The organism is Erythrobacter aureus (assembly GCF_003355455.1).
In the GTDB taxonomy this organism is placed as follows: domain Bacteria; phylum Pseudomonadota; class Alphaproteobacteria; order Sphingomonadales; family Sphingomonadaceae; genus Qipengyuania; species Qipengyuania aurea.
Genome location: NZ_CP031357.1, coordinates 1,067,414 through 1,081,002, shown reverse-complemented (window position 1 = coordinate 1,081,002; position 13,589 = coordinate 1,067,414). Strand labels below are relative to the sequence as shown.

10 protein-coding genes are annotated in these 13,589 nt (G+C 61.8%); 8 read left to right on the top strand and 2 right to left on the bottom strand.

Annotation, left to right across the window (positions count from 1 at the left end):
* Window position 1: 1 nt before the first annotated feature.
* A complete protein-coding gene (locus DVR09_RS05305) occupies window positions 2–1,303 on the bottom strand; it encodes a sulfotransferase family protein (RefSeq protein ID WP_234041564.1) in 1,302 nt (433 codons plus the stop codon).
* A gap of 131 nt (window positions 1,304–1,434) precedes the next feature.
* Here DVR09_RS05305 and serS point away from each other — a divergent pair, with 131 nt between their 5' ends.
* From serS to DVR09_RS05290, 3 genes are read left to right on the top strand one after another with little or no spacing between them, the layout of a single operon-like run.
* Window positions 1,435–2,832 (top strand): serine--tRNA ligase, encoded by a 1,398-nt coding sequence (serS, locus tag DVR09_RS05300; RefSeq protein WP_115416019.1) that lies wholly within the window; start codon window positions 1,435–1,437, stop codon window positions 2,830–2,832.
* Complete coding sequence (gene surE / locus DVR09_RS05295; RefSeq protein WP_115416018.1) at window positions 2,832–3,596, top strand: 5'/3'-nucleotidase SurE; 765 nt, start codon at window positions 2,832–2,834, stop codon at window positions 3,594–3,596. The genes serS and surE overlap by 1 nt, the downstream gene beginning before the upstream one ends.
* Before the next feature lie 52 nt (window positions 3,597–3,648).
* On the top strand, window positions 3,649–4,776 hold the full coding sequence (locus tag DVR09_RS05290; protein ID WP_115416017.1) for a potassium channel family protein: 1,128 nt from the start codon (window positions 3,649–3,651) through the stop codon (window positions 4,774–4,776).
* Here DVR09_RS05290 and DVR09_RS05285 read toward each other — a convergent pair.
* Window positions 4,773–5,171: a DUF1761 domain-containing protein gene (locus DVR09_RS05285; protein ID WP_115416016.1), complete on the bottom strand. Its 399-nt coding sequence runs from the start codon at window positions 5,169–5,171 to the stop codon at window positions 4,773–4,775. The genes DVR09_RS05290 and DVR09_RS05285 overlap by 4 nt on opposite strands.
* Before the next feature lie 77 nt (window positions 5,172–5,248).
* On the opposite strand from DVR09_RS05285, the gene rimO reads away from it, so the two are divergent.
* From rimO to edd, 5 genes are all read left to right on the top strand, one after another.
* On the top strand, window positions 5,249–6,622 hold the full coding sequence (rimO, locus tag DVR09_RS05280; protein WP_115416015.1) for a 30S ribosomal protein S12 methylthiotransferase RimO: 1,374 nt from the start codon (window positions 5,249–5,251) through the stop codon (window positions 6,620–6,622).
* Between the two features lie 242 nt (window positions 6,623–6,864).
* On the top strand, window positions 6,865–9,231 hold the full coding sequence (locus DVR09_RS05275) for an EAL domain-containing protein (protein WP_115416014.1): 2,367 nt from the start codon (window positions 6,865–6,867) through the stop codon (window positions 9,229–9,231).
* A gap of 225 nt (window positions 9,232–9,456) precedes the next feature.
* Complete coding sequence (locus tag DVR09_RS05270; RefSeq protein ID WP_115416013.1) at window positions 9,457–10,254, top strand: transglutaminase-like domain-containing protein; 798 nt, start codon at window positions 9,457–9,459, stop codon at window positions 10,252–10,254.
* A gap of 85 nt (window positions 10,255–10,339) precedes the next feature.
* Window positions 10,340–11,782, top strand: a complete 1,443-nt coding sequence (zwf, locus tag DVR09_RS05265) for a glucose-6-phosphate dehydrogenase (RefSeq protein WP_115416012.1) — start codon at window positions 10,340–10,342, stop codon at window positions 11,780–11,782.
* Window positions 11,772–13,589, top strand: coding sequence for a phosphogluconate dehydratase (edd, locus tag DVR09_RS05260; protein ID WP_115416011.1), 1,818 nt, complete (start codon window positions 11,772–11,774; stop codon window positions 13,587–13,589). Before zwf ends, edd begins: the two co-directional genes overlap by 11 nt.

Genomic DNA, 13,589 nt, shown 5'->3' with positions numbered 1-13,589 from the left:
CCTATTTGGCGACCCGCCTCGACATGGGCGCCGCCCGTCCTTCCACCGGGATGCCGTATATCTCGGTATAGTCGGCGAAGCGTTCGTTCACCTCGCCTTCGCTGAGGCCGAATTCTTCCAGGCTGTAGCGGTGCGGGTTGCGCTTCAGATTGGCCGAACGGTCGAGATAGCGCTGCATTGCCGGCACCGCCGGTTCCATGTCGAGGCCGAGGAAGCGATAGACCCGCTCCATCGTTTCGCGCCAGTCCCGCTCCATATCCTCATATTGCACATCGATCATGCGGTCGCGCGGGATGGCATCGCGCGCCGATCGCATCTTCGCGATCATCTGCTCGGTCTTGTCGAGCCACTGCCGCCCGGTTTCCTCAGGCGATACGCGATCGGTGTAGATCGTCGTCTGGTTCCACGCGAGCGAGGCGGCGCTGCCGACGACCTGCCGTGGATCGCGGTGGGTAAAAATCAGCCGCGCATCGGGAAACACTTCGAGTAGCGCGGGCAGATCGAGCATGTGTTGCGGGGTCTTGAGGATCCAAGGCCGCAAAGAGCTTTCCTGCTGCGACCAGCCGATCAGCCGCAGCAGATTGGCCATGTGGCGATAGGCAGGCACGGCGGATTCGCTCGCACACCACTCGGAATATCCCGGCACATGCCACTGCGCTTCCCATTTCATCCCGTACATCGAGGCGGCAACCAGGCCGAGCTCCTCCTCGGGCTCGAACGGCCCGGTCGGGTGGATCGACAGCGTGCGCGGATTGGCCAGCCGCGCCACCTTGAGGATGCGGCTCGCAAGCTTGGGCCGGAAATCTTCCGCCTCGCCCGCCAGCACTGCCTCGAATTCGGGGCGCGGCACGGGGCTGATCGTCTCGAAGCTGCGCAAATGGGCAAAGCGTTTATCGCTCGCCAGCAGCCGGTGCAGCCGGGTCGTTCCCGACCGCATCGGACCGACGATCACCACGGGGTTCTTCAGCGGCCGGGCGAGGATTTCGGGATGCCGGGCAAACCACATCTGGGTGTAGAGCCGGTCGCGCAGCACATGATGGAACATCTTCATGGCGGAGAAATCGCCCGCCGCATTGAGCTGTGCCTCGTGCCGAACACTATCGAGCAGCACGTCGAACGGGCGTTCGAACCACCGATCACCGAAATCGTCGAGGCCGGTCGCGTCAACCGCTTGTTCCAGCAAGAAGTTCCTGTCGAGCCGCGCCGGATCGATCACCCCCAGCCTGCGCCCACCCCGGATCACGCCATCCGCGATATCGATGAAGCGGGTTCGGCGCGGTGGCTGGATCGGCTGGTCGTTCAAGCTGGATGGCCTTTTCAAGCTCTTGGAATTGCCCCTGAACGAGTGGGGACTAGAACCGTGCCCCGGAAAGGACAAGGGCGGGGCCGCGAAGTGTCTGGCCAAGGCCAATACGAAAAGGCATAGGCCCGGCCATGCACGATATCGCCTTTATTCGAGCCAACCCGTCCGACTTCGATGCCGCCCTCGCCCGCCGCGGGGCGGAGCCGGTGGCCGACCGCATCGTCGCGCTCGACGCCAAGAAGCGCGAGGCGGCAACCCGGGTCCAGCAGGCGCAGAGTCGCCGCAACGAGGCCTCCAAGGCAATCGGCCAGGCAATGGGCCAGGGCGATAAGGACAAGGCCGAAGCGCTGAAGGCCGAAGTGGCCGAGATCAAGGCAAACATGCCCGAATGGGAAGAGGCCGAGCGCGCTGCGGGAACCGAGCTGCACGATCTGCTCGCCACCCTGCCCAACCTGCCCGCAGACGACGTGCCGCAAGGGGTGGACGAGACCGACAATGTCGAGCAGCACCAGTGGGGCACGAAGCGCGAGTTCGATTTCGAGCCCAAGGAACACGCCGACATCGGCCCCGCGCTCGGCATGGATTTCGAAACCGGCACCAAGCTGTCGGGCGCGCGCTTTACCTTCCTGCGCGGCGACATCGCCCGCCTCCATCGCGCGCTCGCGCAGTTCATGCTCGACAAGCAAACGCGCGAGAACGGCTATACCGAATGCAACCCGCCCGTGCTGGTGGGCGACGATGCGATGTACGGCACCGACAAGCTGCCGAAATTCCCAGAAGACTCGTTCTCGACGTTCAAAAGCCTGAATGAAAAGATGCAGGACGAGCTTAGCCGAGTTCTTCCGGCAGGCGCTTCTATTCGCGATACTTTGCGTGCCGCGATGTCCGCATACGACAACAATGTCGATCTGCCAGAGCGTCTTTGGCTCGTGCCCACCTCGGAAGTCCCCCTCACCTATTCGGTCGCGGGCGACATCCTGCCCGATCTGGCCGAGCCGATCCGCATGACCGCGCATACGCTGTGCTTCCGTTCCGAAGCCGGCTCCGCTGGCCGCGATACGCGAGGGTTCATCCGCCAGCACCAGTTCGAAAAGGTCGAACTGGTCAGCGTCTGTCGCCCCGAAGACAGCGAGGCGGAACACGAGCGCATGACCAAATGCGCGGAAGGCGTGCTCGAAGCGCTGAACCTGCCCTATCGCCGCATGCTGCTGTGCACCGGCGATATGGGCTTCGGCGCACGCAAGACCTACGATCTCGAAGTGTGGCTGCCCGGTCAGGGTGCCTGGCGCGAGATTTCGTCCTGTTCGAACACGGGCGATTTCCAGGCCCGCCGCATGAATGCGCGCTATCGCCCCGAAGGCGAGAAGAAGACCGCCTTCGTCCATACCCTCAATGGTTCGGGCCTCGCCGTCGGCCGCACGCTGGTCGCGGTGATGGAAAACTACCAGCAGGCCGATGGCAGCGTCACCGTGCCGCAATGCCTTGCGCCCTATATGGGCGGCGTAACCAGACTGGAGCCGATATCCTGATGCGTATCCTGCTCACCAATGACGATGGCATCCACGCACCGGGCCTCGAAGTGCTCGAAGCGATTGCGCGCCAGTTTTCGGACGACATCTGGATCTGCGCGCCCGACGAGGAACAATCGGGCATGGGCCATGCGCTCACCCTCACCCGCCCGGTGCGGCTACGCAAGCATGGCGAGCGCCGGTTCTCGGTCACCGGAACGCCAACCGATGCGGTCACCATGGGACTGCGCAAGGTGATCGAGGCACAGCCCGATGTCATCCTGTCGGGCGTCAATCGCGGAGCGAACCTGGCCGACGACATCACCTATTCGGGCACCGTTTCGGCGGCCATCGAAGGTGCGCTGGCCGGGGTGCGCTCGATCGCGCTGAGTCAGGTCTATTCGAAAGAGGGCATGGGCGAAAACGGCCCCTTCGGCCCGGCGACGGAATGGGGCGCGAAAGTGCTGGCGCCGCTGCTCGACACGCCGCTACCCAAGCGCACGCTGGTCAATGTGAACTTTCCGCCTGTGCCTCCGTCCGAAGTGAAAGGCATCCGCGCGGTGCGCCAGGGCTTTCACGATTACTCGCGCGGGACGGTAGTCGAAGGCCGCGATCCACGCGGATTCCAGTATTACTGGTTCGGCCTCGAAGCGATCGAGCACACGCTCGACCATGGCACCGATCTCGAAGCAATCGACGAGGGGTATATTTCGGTGACCCCGCTTCAACTCGACCTCACCCACCACTCTTCGCTCGGCGCGCTGGCCGAGCGCTTCGAAGGGTGATCCCGCGCTATCCTATTGACCCTGCGTGCTTCCGCGCGCACCAAGGCTCGCGATGAGCAGCGACAAGCAGGTCGACAGGATCGCCCCTACCAATCCGCCCCGCAGCTATCGCGGGCCGCGGTTCCAGCCGCTCAGGCGCGCGGTCAAGCTCCCGGTCTGGGGCGATCTCGGTATCCGGCTCGGTCTGGCGCTGTTCCTGATTTTCATCGTCATCATGGTCCACTGGTGGGACCGCGAAGGATTGGTCGACAATCTCGACGGCGAGGTCAGCTTCCTCGACGTCATCTATTTCACGATGATATCGATTACTACCACAGGCTTTGGCGATATCGCCCCGATTTCGGACCGTGCGCGACTCGTCGAAGCGGTCATTGTGACTCCGATCCGCTTTGCCGTCTTCTTCATCTTCGTCGGCACGGCGTATAATTTCATCATCAAGCGCAGCTGGGAGAAATGGCGCATGGCCCGCATCCAGGAACAGCTCTCCGATCACATCGTCGTGCTTGGCTATGGCATATCCGGCTCCGAAGCGGTCAGCGAACTGATCGAGCGCGGCACGGACCCATCCTGTATCGTCGTAATCGATCCCAGCGAAGACAGGCTCTCAGAAGCCGAAGCGCTGGGCTGCAATGTCATGGCCGCCGATGCCACGCGCGACCAGACGCTCAAGGCAGTGCGGATTGCCGAGGCTCAGAACGTCCTCGTATCGGCCGGACGCGACGATACCACGATACTGATAACGCTGACTGTGCGCGCGCTCGCCCCCAATGTTCCGATCAGTGCCGTCGTGCGCGCCGATGACAACGAATCGCTCGCGCGCCAGGCGGGCGCCGACAATGTCATCAATCCCGTGCGCTTTACCGGCCTGCTGCTCGCCGGCAGCGCCAAAGGGGAACATATCGCCGAATATCTCGCAGACCTCGCCAGTGTCACCGGCCGAGTCCAACTGGTCGAGCGTGAGATCACCGAGGAAGAATGTGGCAGCGCTATCGGCGAGCTGCGAACCGGGGGCCGGGGCTTGCGGGTCTATCGCGACGGCAGAGCGCTCGGTTTCTGGGAAGACGAATGCCAGCGCTTGCAGCCAGGCGACGTGGTGGTCGAAATCGTGCCCACCACCAATGGTGAGACCAAGGGCGACGGGCACGCTCGCGAGGACCGCAAAAGGAGGCTTGAGGATTAGCGGAAATAAAGGAAGACACCGCCCATCGCCGCCATACCCACGATGAAGTGACCGGCATCGATAAGGAAATGGGCCAGCGTCTTTCGTAGGTAGAGGTAGTTGATCCCGATGGCCGGGGTCATGATCGTGGCGCCAAATCCGATTGCCATCATCATCACCGCCCGGTCGCTGGCGCCAGTACGGACGATCAGATGCCACAACGTCATCGCAATCACGACTTCTGCAAGGAATGTCAGGCCGAAGATCAGCGCCATATTTCCGCCCTGAAGCTGCTCGTCGCTAATGCCCGCCGCCTTTTGCCACGCCTTGCTGAACAGCACTCCGTACCAGATGGCCCCCACCAGAAAGAATGCCAGCGCGCCAAGCAGCACAGGCAACCAGTTGATCTCACCCATTTCTCCGTCTCCCTCGAACACCCGATGCGCTCTAAGCTAGCGCAAAGCCGCCCACGGGTGTAGAGGCGCGCGCAATCATGAGCACGACCACTACCCCGATCCCCGACCAGAAGAAGGTCGGTATGGTTTCCCTCGGCTGTCCCAAGGCGCTGGTCGATTCCGAGCGCATCCTCACCCGCCTACGCGCCGACGGCTATGCGATGAGCCCGGATTATGCCGGTGCCGACGTGGTGCTGGTGAATACCTGCGGCTTTCTCGATTCCGCCAAGGAAGAAAGCCTGCAGGCCATTGGCGAGGCGATTGCCGAGAATGGCCGCGTCATCGTGACCGGCTGCATGGGCGAGGAAGCCGACGCCATTCGCGCGGCGCATCCACAGGTGCTCGCGGTCACCGGGGCGCATCAATACGAACAGGTGGTCGAGGCCGTGCACGAATACGCGCCGCCGACCCAAGGCCCGTTCATCGACCTGATCCCCCAGCCCGATGTCAAACTGACGCCCCGCCACTACAGCTATCTGAAGATCTCCGAAGGCTGCAATCATTCCTGCGCCTTCTGCATCATCCCGGACCTGCGTGGGAAGCTCGCCAGCCGCCGGATCGATGCTGTTCTGCGCGAAGCGGAAAAGCTGGTCGCTGCGGGCACCAAGGAACTGCTGGTCATCAGCCAGGACACCAGTGCCTATGGCGTCGATACGCGGCACGAGAGCCGTATGTGGAAAGGCCGCGAAGTGCGCGCGCATATGACCGATCTCGCGCGCGAGCTGGGCCAGCTCGACATCGGTGGGGGCACGCCGCCATGGGTTAGGCTGCATTATGTCTACCCCTATCCCCATGTCGACGCGGTAATTCCGTTGATGGCGGAGGGGCTGCTTACGCCCTATCTCGATATCCCGTTTCAGCATGCGAGCCCCAAGGTGCTGCGCGCGATGAAACGTCCGGCAAACGAGGCCAGGGTTCTCGAACGCCTCAAGTCGTGGCGCGAGACCTGTCCCGAAATCGCCATCCGTTCGAGCTTCGTGGTCGGCTTCCCCGGCGAAACCGAAGGGGATTTCCAGTACCTGCTCGATTGGCTCGAGGAAGCCCAGCTCGACCGTGTCGGTGCCTTCCGCTTCGAGCCCGTCGAAGGCGCACGGGCCAACAGCCTCCCCGACCCTGTGCCGGAAGACATCAAGGAAGACCGCTACGCCCGGATCATGGAAGTCACCGAACGGATCAGCGCGGCGAAGCTCGCGGCCAAGGTGGGGGCCACAATTCCGGTCATCATCGACGAAGTCGGCGAACCGGATGAAGATGGCGACATCGGCGCAACCGGGCGCAGCCAGGCAGACGCGCCGGAGATCGACGGGGCGGTTTACCTGCGCAACGTGCCGAGCTCCCTCGCGGCGGGCGATATCGTAACTGTCTCAATAGAGGACAGTGACGCGCACGACTTGTATGGAGCGGTACACTGATACGGCCACATCCGGCCTGTTAACCCCGCCGGGTTACCTTTCCCCCGTGCGCTTATCCAATTCAATCGGAACGGGAAATCGTCCCCGGATGATCCGCAAATCCAGCTGCGGTTCGAATTTCGTTCAGGCAAGTTCCTAAATCCGCATTAACCTTCGCAACCCCCGGTACTCTTGGGGCAAGGGGTTGCAGCGAGAGGACCATCAAGCCTTTCTTAAACTTAAGAGCGCCATAAGGGCGTTCGATGGGTGAAACACGCATCTTGAAGGCGGCAGAGGCAATCGTCGGTGGCGGACGCGCGCTGCTCAGCAGGCGCCTGTTCGAACGCCTACGACACCTGTTTTGGGCGGGGTTGATTACGCTTGCCACATACGCCGTTCTTCTGTTCGAACCGGTCGATCAGTTCCTCTGGCTGATCCAATCGCGTATCGCCGACCGGCATCCATCCGGTGACGTCGTGTTTGTCGGCTCCGACGAAGCGCTCAACGATCCCACCGCGCCGGAGCGGCGATATAAAGTGGCCGCAGCGCTCGACGAGCTCGATCGGCTCGGCGTCGGCAAGGTCTTCCTCGATGTCACGTTCGAAACGTCCGACAATCCGGCTGCCGACGCGCGGCTTGCCCGCGCAATTGCCGATCTCGGTCCCCGCATCACATTGGTCGATCAAATTGTTGCTGGGACAGGGAGCGAGAGAATACTCCGAAAAACGTCACCCGATATCGCAAGTCCGGCCGGGCGTGTCGTATCGGATCAGACTGATCGGAACTTCTTCGGTTTCGCATGGGAGATCCACTATGGGTACGAAGTAAATGGCTCTTTAGTCCGGTCGCTTGGCGCAGCAATTGGCGGAGTTAGCGAGCCCAGCAGAAAGAAATTCTCCGTAGACTATGGCTTTGCCAGTCAAGAAATCCCTTTTCTTCCGTTAACTGATCTAAACAGTGGCAACCCAAGAGCAACACGGCCACCGGTCGATATTACCGGCAAGACAGTAGTTTTTGGTCATACAAACATTGTTCCAGGGACACAGCAACCAATTCCGGGCCGCGTGAATGCGCCAGCGAGCGTTATTGATATTTATGCTGGCGAAACACTTAAGGCAGGCAACACGCGGTACCTTCGGGCCACTACGATACTGTCAATATTCGCCTTACTCTTAATCGCAGCACTTCTTGCTTGTCGAACACGCAAGCGTAGATGGGTGGCATATGCGGCCATTTTTCTCACGATCCCGGCCCTCTTCGTTGCCTCATCCAAACTCGGAACCCGGCTTGATCTATCCTACGCCCTGGGTTTTCTTGGGTTTTATGCGGCTTTCCGCTGGCGCGCACGGTGGAAGCGCCGTGTAGAGATGGTGAACAGCGAAACCGGCCTGCCAAAACTTCGCGCTCTCGAAAGCCGACTCATACGTGACAAAACCGGAAGCGGCCATGTCGTCATAGCCAAAATCCAGAACTACGAACGTGTTCTCAAGACCTTACGCTCGGACGATAAGGGGAGCTATGTCCTCAAACTTGTCGACCGATTGCGCGCAGCCGATCCCAATCTGGCCATCTATAGCGATGGGCACCATCTGGGCTGGCATGTAGCAAGCGACGACACCAATGCGGTAACCGATCACCTCGAGGGGTTGCGCGCCATTTTCGCCGCACCCGTTCAGGTAGGCGGGTTCTCGGTGGATGTGGGAATCACGTTCGGCGTTGCGGCGATCGATGATGATCCGACCGTTCGGTTAGCGGCCGCCATCGCCGCCGCCGAAGAGACCTCGGAAGCCCACAATCCTATCGCAGTTGCCGAAACAGGGTCGCAAAGCGACTTGTTGTGGGACATCTCCCTGCGGGCACGCATCGACGAGGCGATGGAGGCGGGCGAGATCTATTGCGTCTATCAACCCAAGATCGACCTCGCATCCAAGTCGATTGCCGGTGTGGAGGCGCTCGTCAGATGGCACGATCCCGCACGTGGCTTCATTTCGCCCCAGCACTTCATCCAGCAGTGCGAAAAAGCGGGACGGATGGAGCATTTGACCCGCTATGTTCTGCAAAGCGCCTGTTCGGCCGGACAATTGCTCCATTTTCGCGGGCGCGTAATCTCCATGGCAGTCAATATCTCGGCCACCCTTCTCGGCGATATGCGGATCGCCGGTATCGTCCGCAACGTTCTGCAGGCAACGCGTTTCGATCCCTCGTATCTGACCCTGGAAATCACCGAAACAGCACGCATTTCCGACCATACCGTCGCGGCGAGTATTCTCGAGGAACTCAGATCCCTCGGCGTCAAGATTTCGATGGATGATTTCGGCGTCGGCGCCGCCAGCTTCGAAGCCTTCTACGAACTGCCCTTCGACGAGCTGAAAATCGACAGGCTCTTCGTTGCCAATATGGCGAAGGACCCCAAGGCAAGGGCCATCGTATCGAGCATAGCCGCAATGGGCCGCGAGGCGCGAATCACCGTGGTGGCGGAGGGTCTGGAAAACCCGCAAGACATCGTTCTTTTTGAGGAAGCGGGCTGCCAGCAGGTCCAGGGCTTTGCATTTTCGCGCCCCTTATCTCTATCTGATCTTCTGGAATATCAAGACTTTACTCTAAACAGGCCAGCCGCAAACATGGTTTAAACTTTACAAACGCTTATGGTTAATGGCATATAACTCCTGAAGTAACAGGAGGTACGACCATGTGGAGCATCTGGAAGTGGCTGTTCAGCGAAGACTGAGCGTTACCGCCACATAGAATTCGAAGGGCCCCGTTTCGGGGCCCTTTTTCGTTTTCGCGGGGGTTCCCGGGCGCCGCTCACGGCATAAGGACGAAACCTCCCCGCCTCTCCCTCGTTGACCGGCCATATGCCGATCTCCATCGAAACCCGCTTCGCCTTCCACCTCGCTGCACCGACGGATATCCTGTTGCAGTTCGAAGCTGCTGCGATCCCCGAGCAGACTATCCTTTCGAGCGATACCGATCTGGACCCGGACGAGCGGTGCGCGCGTGTTTCGGCGCAGCACGACATCGGCGAACGGATCTGGATCAGGGCGCAAGGCGAGTGCACCGTCGCCTATCGCGCACGTGTCGATATCGAACGACAGGTTTCCAATCTGGAAGAGCTGTCTGCCCTGCCCGCCCACCAACTGCCAGGCGAAGCGGTCGAATATCTCTTCGACAGTCGGTACTGCCCGGCGGACGACTTCCAGTCTTTCGTCGATGCACAGTTCGGCGATACCGCGGGCGGCGCGCGCATCGCTCGGATGAGGGACTGGATCGGCGAGAATTTCACCTATGTTCCCGGCGTATCGGATTCCGGGACCGGCGCCGCCCAGAGCTTCATTGCGCGGCAGGGTATCTGCCGCGATTATGCCCATGTCCTGATTGCCCTCGCGCGCGCCAGTGCAATTCCCGCACGCTACGTCGCCTGTTACGCCCCCGGGGTTGATCCGCCCGACTTTCACGCGGTTGCCGAAGTCTTCCTTGCCGACCCGGCGACACCCGCCGGGGGGACATGGCAATTGGTCGATCCGACCGGGATGGCCGACCCTTCCCAGACCGTGAAGATCGGCGTCGGACGCGATGCCGCGGATGTGAGCTTTCTCACAAGCTTCGGGCCAAGCGACTTCCGCACGAGTTCGGTTTCGGTTTCGCAAGAATAGGAATGCAGCCGACTGGTGTGCTCGCTCTCGCACTGATACCCGAACTCACGAGGAGCAATGACACGATGATCGCGTGGGCCACTGCATGAATATTACCGCGGACCGCCTCTTGCTGTTCGGAGCCACCGGCGATCTGGCGCAACGCATGCTGTTACCTTCCCTGTGCGCGCTGGACGCCGATGGGTTGCTGGAACCCGACCTCAGGGTGGTCGGAACTGCACGTTCGGAAATGACCACTGCGGCCTATCGCGATTTCGCACGTGCGGCGCTGGAAAAGTACCTTCCCGAAAACCGGCGCGGGGGTATCGCGCAATTTCTCGATCGGCTGAGCTATGTGCCCGTCGATGCGACCACGCTCGGGGGGTATGAGGTGCTGGCCGAGGAGGTGGGCGAATACGCCAAGGGTCTGGCGATCTTCCTGTCGACCGCACCCAGCCTGTTCGAGCCGACAATCGACGGTCTCGTCCATGCCGGGCTGACCGAGGGAAACGTCCGGATCGGGCTGGAAAAGCCGCTCGGCACCGATCTCGCCTCGAGCGAGGAAATCAATGACGCTGTAGCGAGAGCCTTCTCGGAAGACCGGATATTCCGGATCGATCATTATCTCGGCAAGGAAACGGTGCAGAATCTCCTGGCGCTGCGTTTCGCGAACCTGCTGTTCGAGCCTGTCTGGAACGCGACCTATATCGATCACGTCCAGATCACGGTTGCCGAGACGGTGGGCCTGGAATCGCGCATTGGCTATTACGACGACAGCGGGGCGCTGCGCGACATGGTCCAGAACCACATGTTGCAACTGCTTGCGCTGGTCGCGATGGAACCGCCCACCAGCTTCGATTCCACTGCGGTGCGGGACGAGAAGGTCAAGGTGCTGCGCGCTTTGCGCCCCGTTGCTAAGGACGAGACAGTGACCGGCCAGTACCGTGCCGGGGCCGTGAACGGCGAGGCGGTTCCCGGCTATGACGAGGAACTGGGCAAGGACAGCGAGACCGAGACCTTCGTGGCGCTCAAGGCCCATGTCGACAACTGGCGCTGGAAGGGCGTGCCTTTCTACATGCGCACCGGCAAACGCCTGCCGGAGCGAGTGACCGAAATCGTGGTCCAGTTCCGCTGCATTCCGCATTCGATCTTTGCCGATCGCGGCGCGACTACCCGGCCCAACCGTCTGGTCATCGGGATCCAGCCCGAGGAAAACGTCCAGCTATCGATGATGGCAAAGGTGCCCGGCCTCGACCGCGAGGGCATTCGCCTGCGCCAGATCCCGCTCGACATCGCCATGCCGGACGCTTTTTCCGGTACCGTGCGGCGCATCGCTTACGAACGGCTGTTACTCGATCTGATCGGAGGCGATCAGACGCTGTTCGTCCGCCGCGACGAGGTGGAGGCACAGTGGGAATGGATCGACGCCATTCGCACCCTGTGGGAGGAGGAAGTCATCACGCCTAAATCCTATGGTGCAGGCAGCTGGGGGCCGAGCGCGGCGATTGCTCTGGCCGAACGCGACGGGGTGAGCTGGCATGACGAATAGACCGCTGAACGACACGATTCATCGGGTGACCCGGCGGGTAATCGAAAACTCGCGGCAAAGCCGCGCGAATTATCTCGACCTGATGGACCGCGAAAGCGATCGACAGGTCAATCGCGGTACGCTCTCTTGCTCGAATCTGGCCCATGCCTTTGCCGGGGCGGAGGAAGACCAGGCCGCAATCATGGCCGCCAAGGGGCCGAACCTTGGTGTGGTGACGGCCTATAACGACATGCTCTCGGCCCATCAGCCCTATCACCGTTATCCCGAGCTGATGAAGATCTGGGCGCGCGAGGTCGGGGCGACCGTCCAGGTAGCCGGCGGGACACCGGCAATGTGCGACGGTGTCACACAGGGCGAAGCGGGCATGGAGCTTTCGCTTTTCAGCCGCGACACGATCGCGCTTTCGACCGTCGTCGCGCTGAGCCATTCCATGTATGACGGTGTCGCGCTTCTGGGCATTTGCGACAAGATCGTGCCCGGCCTGCTCATGGGCGCGCTGCGCTTCGGGCATTTGCCGGCGATCTTCGTGCCCTCCGGCCCCATGGGCACCGGTATCTCCAACAGGGAAAAGCAGCGTACCCGCCAGCTCTATGCCGAAGGCAAGGTCGGACGCGAGGAATTGCTCGCCAGCGAGATGGGCAGCTATCACTCGCCCGGCACCTGCACCTTCTACGGCACAGCCAATTCCAACCAGATGATGATGGAGATGATGGGCCTCCACGTTCCCGGTGCGGCCTTCATCCATCCGGGGGCCAAGCTCCGGCAGGAATTGAGCCGCGCGGCCACGCACCGTCTGGCCGCCATCGGCAAGCGGGGCGAGGATTTCCGCCCGCTTTCGCGTGTCGTCGACGAGAAAGCGATCGTGAACGCCGCCATCGGCCTTCTCGCCACGGGCGGATCGACCAATCATGCGATCCACATCCCCGCTATGGCACGGGCGGCAGGCATCGCGTTCGACTGGACCGATCTGTCGGAACTCTCGAGCGCGGTCCCGCTGGTCGCGCGGGTATATCCCAACGGGTCGGGGGATGTGAATCATTTCCACGAAGCGGGCGGCATGGGCTACGTCATCGGCACGCTGCTCGAAGAAGGCCTTGCCCACGCGGATATCCAGACCATCTGGGAAGGCGGGCTCGAGGCCTACAGCCGCGAACCGGGCATGGATGGCGACGCGCTCGCCTGGCGCGATCCCGGGCCATCGGGCGACACCACAATGCTGCGGCCTGCCTCCGATCCGTTCCAGCCCGATGGCGGCATGCGCCTCGTCGAAGGCAATTTGGGCCGCGCCTGCTTCAAATCCTCAGCGGTCGAGCGCGAGCGCTGGACCATCGAGGCGCCGTGCCGCGTGTTCGAGACCCAGCGCGATGTGAACGAGGCTTTCACCAAGGGCGAACTCGACCGCGACGTCGTGGTCGTCGTCCGTTTCCAAGGCCCGCGCGCCAATGGCATGCCCGAACTTCACAAACTGACCCCCGCGCTCGGCGTGCTGCAGGACCGCGGCTATAAGGTAGCCTTGGTAACCGATGGGCGCATGTCGGGCGCGTCCGGCAAGGTGCCCGCCGCGATCCACTGTACCCCGGAAGCATTGGGCGGCGGCCCGCTGTCCCGATTGCGGGATGGCGACCATATACGTGTGTGCGCCGCCACCGGCGAGCTTTCGACGACGGCCGATCTCGGCAATCGTGAGGCCGTGCCCCAGCCCGAGACCGAAATGGGCATGGGGCGCGAGTTCTTCGCAATGTTCCGCCAGCATGCCGATGGCGCGGAACAGGGGGCCTCATCGATGTTGGCGATGGCGGGGCTGTGA

Coding starts and splice junctions, on each gene's coding strand:
- serS (WP_115416019.1), top strand. CDS start 1,435: ATGCACGATATCGCCTTTATTCGAGCCAACCCGTCCGACTTCGATGCC.
- surE (WP_115416018.1), top strand. CDS start 2,832: ATGCGTATCCTGCTCACCAATGACGATGGCATCCACGCACCGGGCCTC.
- DVR09_RS05290 (WP_115416017.1), top strand. CDS start 3,649: ATGAGCAGCGACAAGCAGGTCGACAGGATCGCCCCTACCAATCCGCCC.
- DVR09_RS05285 (WP_115416016.1), bottom strand. CDS start 5,171: ATGGGTGAGATCAACTGGTTGCCTGTGCTGCTTGGCGCGCTGGCATTC.
- rimO (WP_115416015.1), top strand. CDS start 5,249: ATGAGCACGACCACTACCCCGATCCCCGACCAGAAGAAGGTCGGTATG.
- DVR09_RS05275 (WP_115416014.1), top strand. CDS start 6,865: ATGGGTGAAACACGCATCTTGAAGGCGGCAGAGGCAATCGTCGGTGGC.
- DVR09_RS05270 (WP_115416013.1), top strand. CDS start 9,457: ATGCCGATCTCCATCGAAACCCGCTTCGCCTTCCACCTCGCTGCACCG.
- zwf (WP_115416012.1), top strand. CDS start 10,340: ATGAATATTACCGCGGACCGCCTCTTGCTGTTCGGAGCCACCGGCGAT.
- edd (WP_115416011.1), top strand. CDS start 11,772: ATGACGAATAGACCGCTGAACGACACGATTCATCGGGTGACCCGGCGG.